The organism is Geodermatophilus sp. SYSU D00758, assembly GCF_054049955.1.
Window position 1 is genome coordinate 34,233 of record NZ_JBJGYK010000006.1, and the last position, 16,084, is coordinate 50,316.

Genomic DNA, 16,084 nt, shown 5'->3' on the forward strand with positions numbered 1-16,084 from the left:
CCGGGGTGGGTGCGCCGGGGTCAGCGGGCCCGCTCGGTCCGCGTCGCGGGAGGGGTGCCGCCCGGGCCGCGGCCGAGCGCGCGTGCGGGCTCGGGGCGGAGCGAGGGGCGTCCGGCCGTCGCGGTCGTGGGCCGGTCGATGCGGTCGAGCGGGTACGGCATCCGGGGCACACCGCCTTCACGGGAACGGTGGGCTCACGGTGGCACAGCCGCGAGGACCGTGTCCACATCCACGGGCGGGCTCACCAGGTCACCCGAGCCGGAGCCAGGCGGCCCGGGAGGGGACCCCGTCGTCGTCCACGGCGAACACCATGTACCAGCCGGGTGGCGCCAGGGCGGGGTCGTCCGGCAGGACGACGTCCACCCGCCCGCCGTCCTGCACGGTGAACGCGAGGTCGACCAGCCGCTGCTCGTTCTCCGTCGAGTGCGTCGTGGCGGCCGGCCGCACCAGGCACATCGACCCGAGTGCGCGCTCCCCCTCGACGGTGGCGGTCACGGTCGTGCCGTGGCCCGCCGCGTCGGTGTCGAGCGCGAGCGCCGGCCGGGCGCCGCGGAACAGGTAGGGCGGGTGGTAGACCTCGATGCGGAGGTCCTCGGCCCGGCGCACCGGGTTGGACCCGGCGGTGACCACCGTGCCGTCGGGGACGAGCAGCGCCACGGAGTGGTAGAGGCGCGGCACCCGCGACGGGGCGGTCATCGTCCAGGTCTCGGTTCCCGGGTCGAAGACCTCGCCGTGGAGGGCGGCCATCCCGGCGTCCTCCTCCATCATCGAGCCACCGTTGACCAGCACCGTCCGGTCGGGCAGCAGGGTGGCGCACAGGTGCATGCGGGCGTGGTGCATCGGCGCCACGGGCCGGAAGGCCGGGGCCGCCCGGGTCAGGTCGGCCACCGCGGCGTCCGCCACCGCCGGCGCGTGCCCGTGCACATCCCACGCGCCGCCGCCGACGACGAGCACGCGCTGCTCCTGGGCGGGCGGCAGCAGCACGGCGGCCGACTGGTTGCGCAGCTCCGGCGCGGTCAGCCCGGGGACCTGGGTGGTCGCGCCGGTGGCGAGGTCCCACAGCGTCGGGCGGACGCCGTTGTCGTCGCCGTACTGCCCACCGGGAAAGAGGACCCGGCCGTCGGCGAGCAGCACCAGGTGGGCGTACATCGGCCAGGGGCCGGGCGAGGCGATCGCGGTCCAGTCGCCGGTGTCCGGTGACCAGATCTCGGGGACGACGTTGAGCAGGCCGTCCTGGCCGAGCCCGGAGACGGCCAGCACCCGGCCGTCGGGCAGCGGCAGGAGGCTGGGGTACCAGCGGCCGCCGGCCATGGGCTGCACCTGCGTCCACTGCGACGTGGCCGGGTCGAAGACCAGGGCGTCGGGGATGCCGTGGAAGGGGTCGTACTGCTCGGTCCCGCCGGCGGCGAGCAGCCGGCCGTCGGCCAGGAAGGCGTGCCCGCAGCAGAAGAGGTCGACGGGGGTGTCCGGGGCGTCGAGGACGGGCGAGGGGTGGCGCCACACCCGGGTCCGGAGGTCCTGCGCGGTGAACCGGATGTCGTCGTTGCCGGACCCGGCGAAGAAGAGCACGTCCCCGGTGTGCAGCAGGGCGGCGTGCACGGGGTTGACCTCGGTGCCGAAGTCCAGCAGCCGCCAGACGCCGACCTCCGCCGCGGTGTCGAGGTCGGTCTCGAGGTCGGTCACGTGGAGGTAGCCGGCGTTGGGGCCCTCGGGGGCGTCGACCGTGACGACGGCGAGCCGCGGCCGCCCGCCGTCCGCCCCGGGCAGGACCGCCACCGACGTCCCGGCGTTCTCCCAGAACGGCCAGTCGGGCAGCCGGGTCCACGGCCCCCAGCCGTCGACGGCCCGCCCCGACCCGTCGAGGCCCCAGCCGACGGTGCAGAAGGCGGCGTTGTTCCCGGCCGGGTTGTCCACGCAGAGGACGACGAGCTCGGGGCGGCCGTCGCCGTCCAGGTCGGTGACGGCGAGGCCGGCGCCCTGGTTCTCCCAGAGGTTCCACTCCGGGATCCCGATCCACGGCCCCCAGTCGTCGACCGTGCCGTCGGCGGCCAGCCGGCGGCCGACCCGGTACCAGCCGGCGTTGGGTCCCTCGGGGGCGTCGACCATGAGCAGGACCAGGTCGAGGACGCCGTCCCCGTCGACGTCGGCCACCGCGAGGTCGGCGCCCTGGTTCTCCCAGACGTCCCAGCCCGGGACCTGCTGCCACGGGTCCCAGCCGCCGGTCACCGCCCCGTCGGGGGCCAGCCGGTGGCCGACCCGGTACCAGCCCGCGTTCGGCCCCGGCGGCGCGTCGACGAGGAAGACGACGAGGTCGGGCTGCCCGTCACCGTCGACGTCGGCCACGGCCACCCCGGCGTCGGCGCAGGTCTCGGAGAACCAGCCCGGGACCTGCTGCCACGGCCCCCAGCCGCCGGTGACCTCGCCGTCGACGAGCCCGCGGCCGACCCGGTAGAAGCCGGCGTCCACGCCCGCCGGGGCGTCGACGGTGAGGACCACCAGGTCGGGCACGCCGCTGCCGTCGAGGTCGGCGACCGCCACGCCTGCCCCGGAGTTCTCCCAGAAGTTCCAGTCCGGGATGTCGTCGAATCCCTCGGGCATCGCCCATCCCCCCTCGCTCCGGCCCCGCACCGCGGTCCCCGGGACCGCCGGCGCAGTCGTCCGGTCGGTCCCGGGGGTGCTGCAGAGGGTGCGGAGCCTCCCACCGCCACCGGCGGCCGGGAAGGGGCCGAGGTCAGCCGCGGGCGCGCCGCCGGGTGTGCCGGTCGTACAGCTCGAGCAGCTCGCTGGTCGCGGCGGCGTCGAAGGCCTCGGGGTCGAACTCCCCGCCGATCCACTCCCGCAGCTCGTCGTGCTCGGGGTCGTCCGGGTCGGCGAGCACCGTGAGCAGGCGCTCGTAGCCGTGCGGGCCGCCGCAGTCCTCCGGCGGGCAGGCGCGGGCGCCGTCGAGGCAGCGCGGCGCCCCGGAGCCGACGGATGCCAGCCGCTCCCCGATCCGGACGTCGTGCTCCCAGCCGTCGCCGAAGTCGTACTCGTAGGTGAACTGCTGCGTGACGGCCGCGGCGTCGCCGACGGTGGAGGTGTCCTCGTCGCCGAGGGGGTCCGGGAGGTCCTCGACGTCGCCGAGGGGGTCCGGGAGGTCCTCGACGTCGCCGTAGACGACGCCGGCGACCTCGAACTGGTGCAGGTGGTAGCCCTGCCAGCCCATCGCCGTCTGCAGCACCGCGTGCAGCTGGCGCAGGGTCAGCGAGGCGGGGACGAGAAGCCGGCGCCAGACGGGGGGCTCGGTGTCGCGGAGGACGACGGTGAGCTCGACGGCCTCGTCCCGTCGTCCGGACGCCGCTGGGCCGGCAGGCCCGGCACTCGCGGTCTCCGCGCCCTGCCCGAGCAGCGCGGCGCGGGCCAGCTGCACCGCCCCCGGTCCGGGCCGCCGATCCCCGTACCGCGGGCCCTCGAGCAGGCCCATCCGGTCGAGGACGGCCTCGGTGTACCGGGTGAGCGCGATCGCGTCCACCTCCTCCGGCGGCCGGCCGGTGACCTCGTCGACCAGGCCGAGCGCGGCCAGGCACTCCGCGACCAGCGCCTCGGTCCGCGACCGCCCCGCGGCGACCGCGAGCAGGTACAGCAGGCCGGCGTCGCGCTCCACCTCGCCGCGGGCCAGCGGCAGCCGCTCGGCGACGTGCCACCACAGGCCGACCGGGTCGTCGGTGAGCCGCCGTCCGGCGACGGTGCGCAGCAGGACGCCGCGGGAGGCGCGCAGCAGGCCGAACCGGCGGGCGGAGTCCCGCAGCAGCAGGACGGGGAGGGTGTGCTCCTCCCGGTTCTGCTTGCCGTACCAGCGGTCCGCCCAGCCGAGACCGGTCATCGCCTCGGTGACGAGCGCGGGCGGCAGGTAGCCGGACCTGGTGAGCCGGACGCCGTCCCCCACCCGGGCCAGCAGCCACCGGTAGGGCTCGACGGCGGCCGGGTCCGGCACCGGCGGCGGGCCGGCGTCCAGGCCGGCGGCGTCGAGCAGCCGCAGCACCGGCACCGACCGGGTGCGGCGCAACCGGTCGATCAGCTCGGCGGCCTCGCGGGGTTCCACCCGGGCATGGTGCCAGCCGCCGGGCCGCCGGGCGGCCTCTTCGTGTTCCCCCTGCGCTTCCTACGGCCGTGAGTGCACCGAGCACTCATTGCCGCAGGCGCCCGGGACCCACCCGTGCTACGACGCGGTTCCTGCCGATGAGGGGGACGTCCAGCACCGCCCCCCCTCGGAGCTCCCCATGTCAAAGTCAGGCAGGTTCCGCTTCCACGGCGGCGCGGCCACCCATCTCGGGGACCGCCCTGCTCGGCGCCCTCATCACCATCTGCACCGTCGGGATCTGCTACCCGTTCGCCCTGGTGTTGCGCGAGCGGTGGCGGGCCAAGCACAGCTCCATCGACGGCTACCCGCTCGTCTTCACGGGTTCTGCCACCGCACTGTTCGGCAACTGGATCAAGTGGTTCCTGCTGATCATCGTCACGCTCGGCGTCTACCTGCTGTGGGTCGGCCCGCGCATCGCCGAGTGGAAGTGGGAGCACACCGACTTCGACCGCAGCCGGTACCCGCTCCCGCTCACCGATCCCAGCAGGGTCGTCCCTGTCCAGCAGGCGGGCGCCTCGCCGATGCCGGGCCAGGTTCCTGCCGCTCCCCTGCAGTACTGAGCCAGGCACCGGGTGGTGGCTCCGGCTCCCACCCGGTGCCTGCCTCGCGGCTGATGCGATGCAACAACCCGGACCGACGACATGACCCACAAGGTCGCCGGTGGCCCGAGACGCATCGACCGCCGATTTCCGCTTGATGGACAGTGTCGCTGGGACGACATTGTCCGTATGGCGCTGATGACCACCCGGCAGGCGGCCGAGCGGATCGGCGTCTCGGCCCGGCACGTGCAGCGCCTGGTGGCCGCCGGGGACCTGGTCGCGATCGGCCCCGACCGCATCGACCCGGAGTCCGTGGCGCAGTGGGTGGCCCAGCGGCGAGGCAGCCGGCTGCGGGCGTGGGAGGAGCCGACCGCCTGGGCCGCCGTCGCCCTGCTCGAGGGTGCGCCGGCCCGATGGCTCGGGCAGGCCCAGCGCTCGCGTCTCCGGGCCGCCCTGGCCGACGTCCCGGTGTCCGAGCTCGCGCCGCGGACGCGCAACCGGGCCGCGGTGCACCGCTACTCGGCGCACCCGCGAGCGCTCGACCACCTCGCGGCCGACGTCGTCGAGTCCGGCGCGACGCGGGGGATCGGCGGGCTGACCGCCGTCCCCGGCCGGCTCGACGGGTACGTGGACGTCACTGCACTCCCCCGGCTGGTGCAGCGCTATGGGCTGGAGACCGACCCGGCGGGCAGCGTCACGCTGCGTGCGACGGGCATGCCGGGGGAGGTCGTCGCGGAGCTGGCGCGGGGACGCCGGCACGTCCTGGCCGGGCTGGACCTCGCCGGGTCGACCGACGCCCGGGAGCGCTCGGCCGGCGAACGCCTCCTCGACCGGGCACGGGCGTCGCTGCGTGGCTGAGGTGCTGCGGGTCCCGACGCCGGCCGGCGGCTGGGGTCGCCCGTGGCCGGACGTCGCCGAGCTGGCCGCCGCCGTCCCGCACGAGGCGTGGACCCTGATCGGCGGGCTGATGATCCGGCTGCACGCCGTCGCCGCGGGGCTCCCGGTGGTGCGGCCCACGAACGACGTCGACGTCCTGCTGCACGTGGAGACCGGCCGGGGCCGCGCACAGCAGGTCGCCACCGCGCTGGAGGGGCTGGGCTACCGGCTCCGGCCGAGCATCGACCCCGCGCGGGGACGGCGCACCGGTTCGTCCTCGACGGCGCCACCGTCGACCTGGTGGCGTCCGGGCCTCATCGCTCCGTCGTCGACGTGGTCGCCGCCGACCACGCCCCGCCGCGGCGGCTGGAGCGGTTCCGCGGCTACGACCTCGTCCAGGTGACGGGCGGGACGCAGGCACTGCGGCGGACGGTGCTCGCCGAGCTGGAGATCACCGGAACGGCGCGGACGACGGTCAGCGTGCCCGACGCGTTCGGCGCGCACATCCTCAAGGCGGCGGCGCACCGGGCGGACGGCCGGGACCGGGAGCGCCACCTGACCGACGCCGCCGTGCTGCTGGCCTGCGTCGACCCCTTCGAGCAGCGCACGTCCTCGGGCAGCGACCGGTCCCGGCTGCTGCACCTGCGCGAGCACCTCGCGGACCCGACCGCCTCGGCGTGGCTCCCGTTGCCACCGGAGGCCCGCCGCAACGGTCAGGTCGCCCTTGACCTGCTCTGCACTGAGCAGCCGGTCGATCGTCGGGCCGGCTCGACAGGACCACTCGGTATCACCGGCGGTATCATCCCGCTCGTGGCCATGACGCTCCGCCTGGACGACCAGGAGACCGAGGCACTGCGCCGCAGGGCCGCCCTCGAGGGCCGGTCGATGCAGGAAGTGGCCCGCCAGGCGGTCCGGGACTACATCGAGCGCACCAGCAAGCGCGAACTGCTCGACCGGGTGCTCGACCAGGAACTGCCCCGCTATGCCGAGGCGCTGGAGCGGCTCGGCCGTTGATCCACCTCGACCTCGACGACCTGCTGCACGTCGCGCGACGGACGCTGGGCGAGGTGCAGGTGCGCGACGTCGGCCTGCTGGAGTCCGCGTCGGCGAGACCGCGCTCCACGGCGTTCGGCGCCGACGCCTACCCGTCGGTCCACGACAAGGCCGCGGCGCTGCTGCACTCCCTGGCGCGGACCCAGCCGCTGGTCGACGGCAACAAGAGGCTGGCGCTGGCCGCCACCATCGCGTTCTACGGCGTCAACGGCGTGCGGCTCGCCCTGACCAACGACCAGGCGTACGAGCTCGTGATGGCGGTCGCGGTGGGCGACCTCGACGACGTGGAGTCGATCGCCGGGCGGCTGCGGGTCGGCACTGCGCCGTGGACGTGAGGGAACGGGACGTCGGCAGCTCGGGGCTCGCTACCGTCGTCCTGTGAGCAGGCAGATCGCCGTCCGGCTGCCCGCGGAGCTCGTCGAGTTCATCGACCGGCTGATCGCTGACGGTCGAGCGCCGTCCCGTGCCGCGGTCATCAGCCGCGCACTCCAGCGGGAGCGGCGTCGTGAGAGCGCAGCTCGCGATGCGGCCGTCCTGGCCGCCGAGGACGGCGCGGCCGAGGACGACCTGGACGCCCTGGCGGAGCACGCCGTCCGTATGCCGTTCGACGACCTCGAGGACCTGCCACCACCACCTCGCTGAGGCCCGACGCCTCCCGGCAGGAGAGGACGAGCACGCCGTCGTGGTATCCCGCCGCTTCTCCGCCCGCACCCGGCACGGCCGGGCGGTCAACGACCTGCACGGGCAGCGGCTCCGGCCCCGTCCCGGGACTCCCCTACCTGCCCCGCGGCACGTCGCGTGGCACCGGGATCAGGTCTTCCAGGGGACGGCGCTGGCCGGCTGATCCGGGCGCACGCCCGCCGGCCCGTGCCCGGGGGAGCAGCCACCGGCCCGCGGAGCCGTCGCCGGTGATCGGGTCGGCGAGGACGTCGACGTCCCGACGGTCAGCAGGTCGCCAGGTCGGCAGGGTGACCGAGGACGGCGATCCGGCCGAGTGCCCGATCCGGTGGGTCACCGGCACGCCGTGCGTCGCCCGGCCGGGCGGCTCACCGGTGCCGAGGTTGCGGGCGTAGCGCGGGTGGGCACCGCCGGAGACCTGCAGCCGGATCCGGTGCCCGGCCCCGAACCGGTGCGCGGTGTCGGGCAGCGCGACCTCCACCGCCCGCTCCCCCGCCGCGGGCGCCGTCCCGGCGCGCGGGTCCAGCCGGACCAGCCGGTCGGTGACGTTGACCGACCGGCCGCGCTCGTCGACGTCGCACAGCCGCAGGAAGACGTCGGCGTACGGGTTGTCCGAGGTCAGGAACAGCCGCACGGTGGCGGTGCCCAGCACCTCCACCGGCTCCTCCAGCGGCGCGGTGGTGAAGGTCCGGACGTCGGCCCGCGCCTCCAGCCGCCGGTTGTCCCGCCGGCCGCTCCCCAAGGCCAGGGTCCGCCCGCCGACCGACGGGGTGGGGTCCATCGGGTCGTACCGGAAGGTCGTGGCCCCCTCCCCCGGTGTGCCGGCCAGGCGGCCCCCGCCGGCCAGGAACCAGGTGCGGTCGGCCCGCCCGGCCGGCGGCCAGTCCGGCAGGTGGCGCCACCCGGCCCCGCCGGTGACGAACACCCGCACCCGGCTCGGCCGGGCGGGAGACGGCGGCGCGCCGTCCACGGGGAGGTGGGCGGCCAGCCAGGTCAGGCTCTCGGCCGTGGCCAGCGCCGAGTCGACGGTCGCGTGCGCCCACGGGCCGACGGTCAGCCCGACGTCCACCCCGCGGTCGCGCAGCACGGCGTACTGGTAGAGCGTCTGCTCGAGGAACCAGTCCTGCCAGCCGCCGACGAGCAGGGTCGGCACGGTCGAGGAGTGCACCGCCGCGGTGGCCCGGTAGCGGTCCCAGTAGGGGTCCGACACGTCCGGGTGGGCCAGCCACTCGTCGAACCACGGCGCCGGAGTCCCGCCGAACCGCTCGGCCAGGCCGTGCAGCGGCAGCAGGTGCAGGTGCGGGGCCAGCCGCCGCTCCGCCGTCACCAGCCGGTAGGTGCCGCGGACCGCCCCGACCCGCTCCTGGTGGGCGACCTGCTCGGTCCAGACGGCCAGGTTCTGCAGCTGGAAGGCGCCGTCGAGCAGGCCGGCCTCCGCCACGTCGTGCGGGCCGACGAGGAGCACCATCGCGGCCAGCTCCGGCGGCGGGTCGAGCGCGAGCGCCCACTGGGTGTAGGCCAGGTAGCTGGGGCCGAGCGTGGCCAGCCGGCCGTCGAACCAGGGCCGGTCGCGCAGCCAGGCGACGGTGTCCTGCCCGTCGTCCCGCTCGTGCACGGCGGGGGCGAACTCGCCGCCGGAGCCGAACGTCCCGCGGACGCTCTGCAGCACCACCGCGTAGCCGCGGGCCGCGTACTGCACGGCGTAGGGGACGCCGGCCGGCGCGCCCCGCCCGTACGGGGAGCGCAGCAGCACGGTCGGGTGCGGCCCGGCCGACGCCGGCAGGTAGACGTCGGCGCGCAGGACGGCGCCGTCCCGCATCGGGACGCCGGCGCCGCGCAGCACCCGCACGGGCCCGGTCTCCCCCGGGAGCCGCCACCGCCGGCCGAGCGCGGTCCCGGCCAGCCGCGCCGCGCGGGGCAGCGGCTGCGCCGGGTCGGGCAGCGGGGCCAGGGGCAGCGGTCGCGTGCGAGCCGGCGGGGTGGGGTCGATCGTGGCCACGAGCGCGTCCTGCTCTGTCCGGGGTGCGGCAGTTCCGGAACGTAGCGCCGGGTACCGACAGCGGCCCTCACCCCGCGGGGAGGAGAGGTGGACCGGGGCCGGCCACGCCCGGGGCCGTTGTCCGACGCGCGCGGGGCGAGGACGCTCGCCGGTGCGGCGACTCCGCCGGGGCGTCGCCGCCGGCACGAGAGGAGCCGGGAGATGTATGCCCGTTCAACCACCCTGATGACCAACCCCGGATCGATGGACGAGGCCATCGCCTACATGAGCGACGAGGTGTGGCCGGCGATGCGCGACATGGACGGCTGCGTCGGCCTGTCGATGATGTGCGACCGCGAGTCCGGCCGGTACATCGTGACCTCGGCCTGGGAGGACCGGCAGGCCATGAGGAACAGCGACCGGAACGTCCGGCCCATGCGCGAGCAGATGGTCGACCGCTTCGGCGTCGGCGCCGGCGAGCCCGAGATCCAGGAGTGGGAGATCGCCGTCATGCACCGGGAGCAGGCCACGGGCAGCGGCGCCTGCTGCCGGGTCACCTGGAGCCGCACCGACCCGGACCGGGTCGACCGGGTCCTCGAGATGTACCGCGACGACCTGATGCCGCGGCTCCAGCAGATGCCCGGTTTCTGCAGCCTCAGCCTGCTCGTCGACCGCGACAGCGGCCGCGCCGTCGGCACCGTCGTCCTGGAGAGCCGGTCGGCCCTCGAGCAGACCCGCGAGCAGGCCCGGATGACCCGCGAGCACGCCGTCCGGACGATGGGGATCGACATCCTCGACGTCGCCGAGTTCGAACTCGCCCTCGCCCACCTCCGGGTGCCCGAGACGGCGTAGCCCTCGACCGCCGCACCGGGTGGCGTTCCGCGGCGGCCCCGTTCGGCGGCCGGCTCCGTTGCCGCGGTCAGCCGGTGGCGACCGAGCCGGTGCCGGTGGGGACCAGCTCGACCCACGTGGTCCCGGGCGCCAGCGTCACCGGGGCGCCGTCCGCGCCGGTCAGCGTGACCCGGTCGCCGGTCCCCGGCTTGGACCAGGTGGCCTCGACGGTGTGCCCCGCGGAGGCGACGAGGGCCTCGCCGGTGCCGGTCAGGATCGTCTCGGGGACGGGGTTGCCGGCCGGGTCGCGGGCCTCGGTGGCGACGACGTCCACCCGCAGGACGACGACGTTGGTGGCGCCGATCCGGCGGCCGTCCGCCTCGACGGCCGGGGTGCTGCCCTCGCTGCGCAGCCAGCGGTCGTCCGCGTCGCTCCAGGCCCACCCGGGGGAGCTGATCCCGGACAGCGTGAGCTCCAGGGTGCCCGTCGGTCGCCCCGCAGCGACGGCGGTGGGCTGCTCGCCGGCCGCGGCGTGGTCGAACTGGGCGCCGGGTGGGGTCCGGTGGGCGGCGTCGGCCTGGTCGACGAGGGCCTGCGGGGCCGCGTAGACGTTGTGCGGCGCCGCGCGGGTCGATGTCCGGGAGAAGCCGGCGGCCCCGGAGTCCTGGCGGATCACCTGCAGCCCCGCGGCCTCGGCGGCGGCGACGTAGGGCGGCACGCCACCGGAGAAGGCGAGCAGCCCGCCCAGCGGTGCGGCGATCGCGGGGTCCATCGGGCGGATCGACCGCACCGGGCCGATCTCGGGCGGCAGGGTGGAGTGGTAGACGGCGACGAACCGGGTGATCCCGCCCTCGACGACCTGCTCCCACACCACGTCCGCGGCGTTCAGCCCCGTCTGCGGGCGGGCGTCGACGGAGTTCTCGATCTTCACCGCGAGCGCCGGGCGGTCGGCGACCGCGTCGGCGGGGACCCCGGTCAGCGGCCAGACGGGTCCGGCCGGCGGGGCGGGGTCGGCAACGAGCTCGCCGAGGACGGGCACGTCGCGCAGGTATTCCTCCGCCGCCTGCCACCCGACCACGCCGGCGACCACGAGAGCGACGAGCAGGGCGGCTCGGAGGCTGCGTCCGGACCTCGACCGGCGGCGGCCCTTCGCCGTCCTCTTCCGCGCCGGGGCGGGCCGCTTCGTGACCGGGGTGGTCCTCGCCGACCGAGTGCCCTGCGGGCTCCGCGTGCCCTTCGTGGGCCGTGCACCCTTCGTGGGCCGCGCGCCGGTCCCTGCCCCCGAGCGGGGCCGGGACGTGGTGGACCGGGGCACGTCGGGACTCCTGGATCGGCGAGGCGTTGCCCTTCCTCTATCGGCACGGCCTCGCGGGCTCGGCACCAGGACTGCACGACGTTGTCGGACGCCCCAGCCCGGAGCCCGGGTCTGGTGCCGACCCGGCCGTCAATGCTCCGAGACTCCCCTCGCCCGAGCTTCACCGACCCCTTGAGGTACCTAGAGAGGTAGGAGCCTTGTGCACGTGGAGACGATCGATCTGCGGGAACTGAACCAGAACCCGTCCCGAGCGGTGGCGCGGGTCCGGGCCGGCGTGACCGTCCTCGTCACCGATCGCGGTCGCACAATCCTTCGCATGGTGCGCGAGGTCAAGCGGCCCGGCCCGCTCCACAACCTCGTGGCCGCCGGAGAAGCCACCGCACCGATCGACCACGGCATGCCGGAGTTGATCCCCGACCTCGCACCCGAGCGCGCCAGCCTGGCGGACCTCGTGATGGCCGATCGGCGCCGCGAGCCCAGCCGTTGATCGACCTCGAAGCCAGCGCACCGATCAGGTTCGTCAGGCGCGAGCCGGAGTCGGAGGCCCTGCGGGCCTGGCACGGTCGGCTTCCCCCCGGCAACGAGCTGGCGACGAGCGAGCTGGCCGATCGGGGGATCACCCGCACTCTCCTGCGCGCCGGCGTGGACCACCGGCGCGTGCCGTACGTGGCCGGGCAGGCGCTGTGCGGCCTCTACGTCCTGGACCTCAGCGGCGCGGCCCTCGTGCGGGCGAAGGGCTACCGGCTCCGCCGGCTCGGTTCGCTGGACGCCATCCACCTGGCCACGGCCGAGCCGTTCGGGTCGGAGCTGACCGACTTCGTCAGCTACGACTCCGAACTGGCCGCCGCGGCGACCGACGTGGGCCTCCCCCTGACGGCTCCGTCCTAACCCGCTGGCTCCCTGACCTGGTGGCTCCCCTCCAAGCTCCGGCCGGCGGGCTCAGCCGACCCACGGTCGGCATCTCGACGAGTCGACACAGCGCCTCCGCCTCGACCGCACCGGCGAGCACGTCGACGTCGTCGACCGCTGCCGGGTTGGCGACGAACCCGAAGCACACGGCATGCCCTTCGGCCCGCCTTCCCCGATGAGCCAGCACAGGGGCTCTCACCTGCGGACGACGCTCCCGCTGGCCCGCGCGGCGTCCGGCCGTCGGCGACGCCCGGAGTCACATGCCGCTGGATGCACAGGGGTCCCGGTCACCTCGATGAGGTGACCGGGACCCGTGTGTGCCGAGGCGCGCTGCTCAGCCGAGGGAGACCGTGACGCCCCCCGAGAAGGGCGAGTCGTGCAGCTCGATGTCGGTCAGCTGGGTGCCGGCCGGCACGTCGTAGACGAGCTGGCCGTCGACGGCGCTGCCCGGGTTCAGCTGCTCGAGGAAGCTGTTGGCGTCACCGATGTAGATGCCGGCGCCGGAGTCGGCGGAGAACTCACGCCCCTGGGCGTCCAACGCCACCTGGCTCGACGCGTCGAAGTACTGGGCCTCGTTGCCGATGTTGGAGACGTTCAGGGACACGATGCAGAAGACGCCCTGAGCGGTGGTGGTGATGGGTGCAGTCCCGAGCTCGGTCTGCGAGCAGTCGACACCCGTGACGGTGAACTCGAACTTGCCGTCCCGCACCGGGGTACCGATGCCGGCGGCCGCGGCCTCGGCCGAGCTGTCGCCGGCCGCCGCGCCACCGTCCGACGAGGTGCTGCTCGGCGACGACGTCGAGGTACCGCCGGCAGCCTGGACGATGACGACGATCAGGACGATGGCGGCGAGCGCCAGGAACCAGATCCGCTTGTAGATCGGCTTCTTCTTCTTGAGCTTGTAGCCCTCGGGCGCGACGGGCGGCTGCTCGGTCTGCTGTGCCACTGAGATCCACTCCATGGTCGTTTCGGAACGTCAGCTACCGTCTCGGCGGCTCCGGAACAACTCTTGACCAGAAATGGCCGGGGCAGGTTCTCACTCGGCCCAGTGGCCCCAGGGGACCCCAGCCGTTCCCCATGACCGGCCATGGGTAAGGACGTCACGGATGGGTCATCCCCACCGGTACACATGCGGCCTGGCAGCGATGCATGCACGTGGCTGGCACTTCCGACCTCCTGTGGCGTTCCCGGGCGGTGCTGCGCGGGCATCGAGGCCTCTGGCGAATCATCCGTCAGCGACCTCGAGGCCCTCGCCGACCACGGCCTTCCGTGCGGCCTCCGTCCCCGGCCAGGACGAGCTCGACCTGCACGGTCGGGCGGTCTGCTCCGGCGTTCATGCCGCGCGAGGCGGCCTGGACGGCGTACATCACCACGTCGAACCGGCGATCAGAGCTCCGGAACGCACTCTCCCCGGCCGAGCTCGGCCAGACCCGCGAGGTCGCCCGGGGCGTAGTCGAGCGCGGTGCTGGTCATCGGGTACATGAGCTGCGCCGGGTCGGTCACGTGGTCGAGACCGACCAGGTGACCGAGCTCGTGCAGGACGATCGCACGGGCCCGGGCTGTTCCGGCCTCGTCCGCGAGCAGATGGCCGAAGGCCGCGGCGTCCAGGTCGACGGCGCCGGTGACGAACACCTCCGGCCCGCCGGGTCGCGACACCGCCGCGCTGCCGGCCAGCCCGACGACGTCGGTCAGGAACTCCGGCACCTCCGCCTCGGTCCGCCAGGAGACGAGCACGGGTGCCCAGCGGTCGCCGTAGCGGTCGGGCTGGAAGGGCACCCGGTCTCCCGATGGCGACTCGTCGGTACCGCCGTCGAAGACGAACTGCAGCCCGGTCACCTCCGACAGCCGGGCGAACCCCTCGTGCACGACCGCCTCCCCACCGGCGGGTGCGTTGTCCGGGCGGACGACGTAGTGGACCGGCCGGCAGGGGTCGTAGGCCACCGGCTGCACGCCGTCCTCCTGCCGGGCCGTGAAGGTGTGCGCCCCACCCGGGACGGGAGCGGGTGGCGGGGTGCCGAGAGGCGCGTCCGCCGCCTCGATCCCGGGAGTGGGCCAAGAGGCGGAGGCCGGTGCGGCACCACGGCCGGCCAGGAGGTCGAGCGGGTCGACCACCGCGACGGTCCCGACCAGGCCGAGCAGCAGCGCGAGGGCGATCGCCCGGCGGAGCCGACGCGGTCGCCCGGGACCGGTCGGCGGTCCGGATGGCTCCCAGGCGCGCCACGGGACGGGTGCGGGCGGCCGACCGCCGGCCTCGTCGAGGACCCACTGCGGCACCCTGCCGGTGGGCGAGGTGCGCAGCCCGCTGGGCACCCCCTGCCCCGCTCCGTCCCTGACCACCGCTGTCCCCTCGCCCCGGGCCCGTCCCGGACGACATGTCAGCGGGCAGGAGGTGGGACACGCCAGGCCACGTGCGCGGTCGTGCCCCGATCGGAGGACGCCGGGCGGCGTCAGAATCAAGAGGCCGCCCGCGGGCCAGCCAGGTTCACACCGTTCCTGCTCATGCCGACCTCGTCAGCGCCGAGCGCAGCCGGGTGAGGGTCTGGCGCAGCGGGGTGCGTGGCACCCCGCTCAGGTTCAGCGGCGGATCGGCCTCCTCGAGCAGCTGCGACTCCCCCAGGCTGACGTCCTCGGGCGCCAGCGGCAGGACGGCGACCCGCAGGTGCGCGTGCATCCAGTCGCTGACCTCCGCCTCGCCGACCGCGCGTCCGGAGGACGCCGAGAGGCAGGCCGCCAGGGTCAGCCGGAAGGTCGAGAACGACCGGTTGCCGCCGAGGTGCATCTCGGCGACCCGGCCCCACAGCGTGTTCGTCGAGGCCGAGCCGTTCGGCCGGATCCCGCCCGCCCGGCCGGCGTAGACCAGCCCGGGTTCGACCGGGTGCCCGAGCCCGGCGGTCAGCTCGTCGGCTCCGGCGGCGTCGACCCACCAGCTGTAGAGCCCGGGACGGTCGGCCGCGGCCCGCCCGGCCGCGAGGAAGGCGGTGGGAGCCGCGGCGTTCGCCGGATCGAGCAGCGGGCTCACGTCCGGAACAACACATGAGCCGGGCGTCAGCCGGAGCTCGTCGGACGCAGGCCGACGCCCGTACCAGGCCAGCCGCTCCCCTTGCTTGAGACCGGCGAGCGGCTCGACGAGCGTGGCCCCGACCGCGGCCAGCGGCGCCCGCAGCGGATCGCAGTACGCCCGGCCGGCGTGCACCTCGACCACCGCGCCCGAGAGCTCGTGCCGCACCCCGAGCTGGGCGACCACCCAGGCACCCCACGCCGCCCGGTACGACGCCGGCTGGTCCGGGAGGTAGACGTCGTACGGCGCGACGACCTCCGCCGGGTCGAGCAGGCCGAACTTCGCGCTCAGCACGTACCAGTGGGCGCCGGAGGACCTCGCCAGGTCGCGGGCCTTCATGAACGCCGCACCGGTGAACAGCTCGGCCGCCGGGCGGGCCGCCGACGCCTTGCTGCTGGAGCAGCCGACCAGGACGACGCGGGTCGAGGAGACGGACGCCGGACCAGGAGCCGGCTCTACGGGAGCGGTCGCTCCGCGGCCGGCAGGACTCCAGTCACTGGTGGGGAAGCGGAGACGGTGGAGCTGCCGGAGCGCCGTGTGGGAGGTGAACTCACCGCGGTGGAGGCCGGTCGCCAGCGCGAACACCTGCTTCGGTGGCCAGCGCACGCCGTCGACGTCCACCCAGTGCTCGCGCACCTCGTCCGGCGTGCGGCCGCGGACGGCGGCGCGGACGGTCTCGGCGTCGAGCGCGTACCGGGTGCCGTTCAGGACGAAGTCCACGCCGTCC

Annotated in this window: 16 protein-coding genes and 1 pseudogene; 10 read left to right on the plus strand and 7 right to left on the minus strand. The window is 75.2% G+C overall.

Annotated elements, in window-relative coordinates; genetic code table 11:
* Positions 1-249: 249 nt before the first annotated feature.
* Positions 250-2,598: a galactose oxidase-like domain-containing protein gene (locus ACI8AC_RS06140; protein ID WP_456896207.1), complete on the minus strand. Its 2,349-nt coding sequence runs from the start codon at positions 2,596-2,598 to the stop codon at positions 250-252.
* A gap of 133 nt (positions 2,599-2,731) precedes the next feature.
* Positions 2,732-4,081: a plasmid pRiA4b ORF-3 family protein gene (locus ACI8AC_RS06145; protein ID WP_456896209.1), complete on the minus strand. Its 1,350-nt coding sequence runs from the start codon at positions 4,079-4,081 to the stop codon at positions 2,732-2,734.
* A 296-nt stretch (positions 4,082-4,377) separates the two neighbouring features.
* Here ACI8AC_RS06145 and ACI8AC_RS06150 point away from each other — a divergent pair, with 296 nt between their 5' ends.
* The 7 genes and pseudogenes from ACI8AC_RS06150 to ACI8AC_RS06180 form a co-directional block, all read left to right on the plus strand.
* Complete coding sequence (locus ACI8AC_RS06150) at positions 4,378-4,680, plus strand: DUF898 family protein (protein ID WP_456896211.1); 303 nt, start codon at positions 4,378-4,380, stop codon at positions 4,678-4,680.
* Positions 4,681-4,848: 168 nt separating this feature from the next.
* Positions 4,849-5,517 carry a helix-turn-helix domain-containing protein gene (locus tag ACI8AC_RS06155; RefSeq protein ID WP_456896213.1) on the plus strand — a complete coding sequence of 223 codons (669 nt, stop codon included), beginning with the start codon at positions 4,849-4,851 and terminating at the stop codon, positions 5,515-5,517.
* Entirely contained in the window at positions 5,510-5,938 is a 429-nt protein-coding gene (locus ACI8AC_RS06160; protein ID WP_456896215.1) for a hypothetical protein, read from the plus strand. The genes ACI8AC_RS06155 and ACI8AC_RS06160 overlap by 8 nt, the downstream gene beginning before the upstream one ends.
* Positions 5,869-6,549: a ribbon-helix-helix protein, CopG family gene (locus ACI8AC_RS06165; protein ID WP_456896216.1), complete on the plus strand. Its 681-nt coding sequence runs from the start codon at positions 5,869-5,871 to the stop codon at positions 6,547-6,549. The genes ACI8AC_RS06160 and ACI8AC_RS06165 overlap by 70 nt, the downstream gene beginning before the upstream one ends.
* Positions 6,546-6,923: a type II toxin-antitoxin system death-on-curing family toxin gene (locus tag ACI8AC_RS06170; protein WP_456896218.1), complete on the plus strand. Its 378-nt coding sequence runs from the start codon at positions 6,546-6,548 to the stop codon at positions 6,921-6,923. Before ACI8AC_RS06165 ends, ACI8AC_RS06170 begins: the two co-directional genes overlap by 4 nt.
* Before the next feature lie 43 nt (positions 6,924-6,966).
* Positions 6,967-7,230 (plus strand): ribbon-helix-helix domain-containing protein, encoded by a 264-nt coding sequence (locus ACI8AC_RS06175; RefSeq protein WP_456896220.1) that lies wholly within the window; start codon positions 6,967-6,969, stop codon positions 7,228-7,230.
* A gap of 25 nt (positions 7,231-7,255) precedes the next feature.
* A pseudogene (locus ACI8AC_RS06180) lies at positions 7,256-7,432 on the plus strand (phosphorothioated DNA-binding restriction endonuclease); the annotation flags it as partial.
* Here the strand turns inward: ACI8AC_RS06180 and ACI8AC_RS06185 are convergent.
* Entirely contained in the window at positions 7,364-9,265 is a 1,902-nt protein-coding gene (locus tag ACI8AC_RS06185; RefSeq protein WP_456896222.1) for a CocE/NonD family hydrolase, read from the minus strand. The pseudogene ACI8AC_RS06180 and the gene ACI8AC_RS06185 sit on opposite strands and share 69 nt — an antisense overlap.
* A gap of 201 nt (positions 9,266-9,466) precedes the next feature.
* Here ACI8AC_RS06185 and ACI8AC_RS06190 point away from each other — a divergent pair, with 201 nt between their 5' ends.
* Entirely contained in the window at positions 9,467-10,096 is a 630-nt protein-coding gene (locus ACI8AC_RS06190; RefSeq protein ID WP_456896224.1) for an antibiotic biosynthesis monooxygenase, read from the plus strand.
* A 67-nt stretch (positions 10,097-10,163) separates the two neighbouring features.
* Here ACI8AC_RS06190 and ACI8AC_RS06195 read toward each other — a convergent pair whose 3' ends face one another.
* Entirely contained in the window at positions 10,164-11,153 is a 990-nt protein-coding gene (locus tag ACI8AC_RS06195) for a DUF3048 domain-containing protein (protein WP_456896226.1), read from the minus strand.
* Between the two features lie 442 nt (positions 11,154-11,595).
* Between ACI8AC_RS06195 and ACI8AC_RS06200 the strand changes: the two genes are divergently transcribed.
* The gene (locus ACI8AC_RS06200) at positions 11,596-11,877 is read left to right on the plus strand and encodes a type II toxin-antitoxin system Phd/YefM family antitoxin (protein ID WP_456896228.1); all 282 of its coding nucleotides are present in this window, start codon (positions 11,596-11,598) and stop codon (positions 11,875-11,877) included.
* Positions 11,874-12,278, plus strand: a complete 405-nt coding sequence (locus tag ACI8AC_RS06205; protein ID WP_456896230.1) for a PIN domain-containing protein — start codon at positions 11,874-11,876, stop codon at positions 12,276-12,278. Before ACI8AC_RS06200 ends, ACI8AC_RS06205 begins: the two co-directional genes overlap by 4 nt.
* A 355-nt stretch (positions 12,279-12,633) precedes the next feature.
* Here the strand turns inward: ACI8AC_RS06205 and ACI8AC_RS06210 are convergent, their stop codons facing one another.
* The 3 genes from ACI8AC_RS06210 to ACI8AC_RS06220 all read right to left on the minus strand — a co-directional run bounded on the left by ACI8AC_RS06210 (position 12,634) and on the right by ACI8AC_RS06220 (position 16,077).
* On the minus strand, positions 12,634-13,245 hold the full coding sequence (locus tag ACI8AC_RS06210) for a DUF4352 domain-containing protein (RefSeq protein WP_456896232.1): 612 nt from the start codon (positions 13,243-13,245) through the stop codon (positions 12,634-12,636).
* Between the two features lie 440 nt (positions 13,246-13,685).
* Positions 13,686-14,636 (minus strand): matrixin family metalloprotease, encoded by a 951-nt coding sequence (locus ACI8AC_RS06215; protein ID WP_456896234.1) that lies wholly within the window; start codon positions 14,634-14,636, stop codon positions 13,686-13,688.
* A gap of 160 nt (positions 14,637-14,796) precedes the next feature.
* Entirely contained in the window at positions 14,797-16,077 is a 1,281-nt protein-coding gene (locus ACI8AC_RS06220) for a DUF6884 domain-containing protein (protein ID WP_456896235.1), read from the minus strand.
* Positions 16,078-16,084 lie beyond the last annotated feature (7 nt).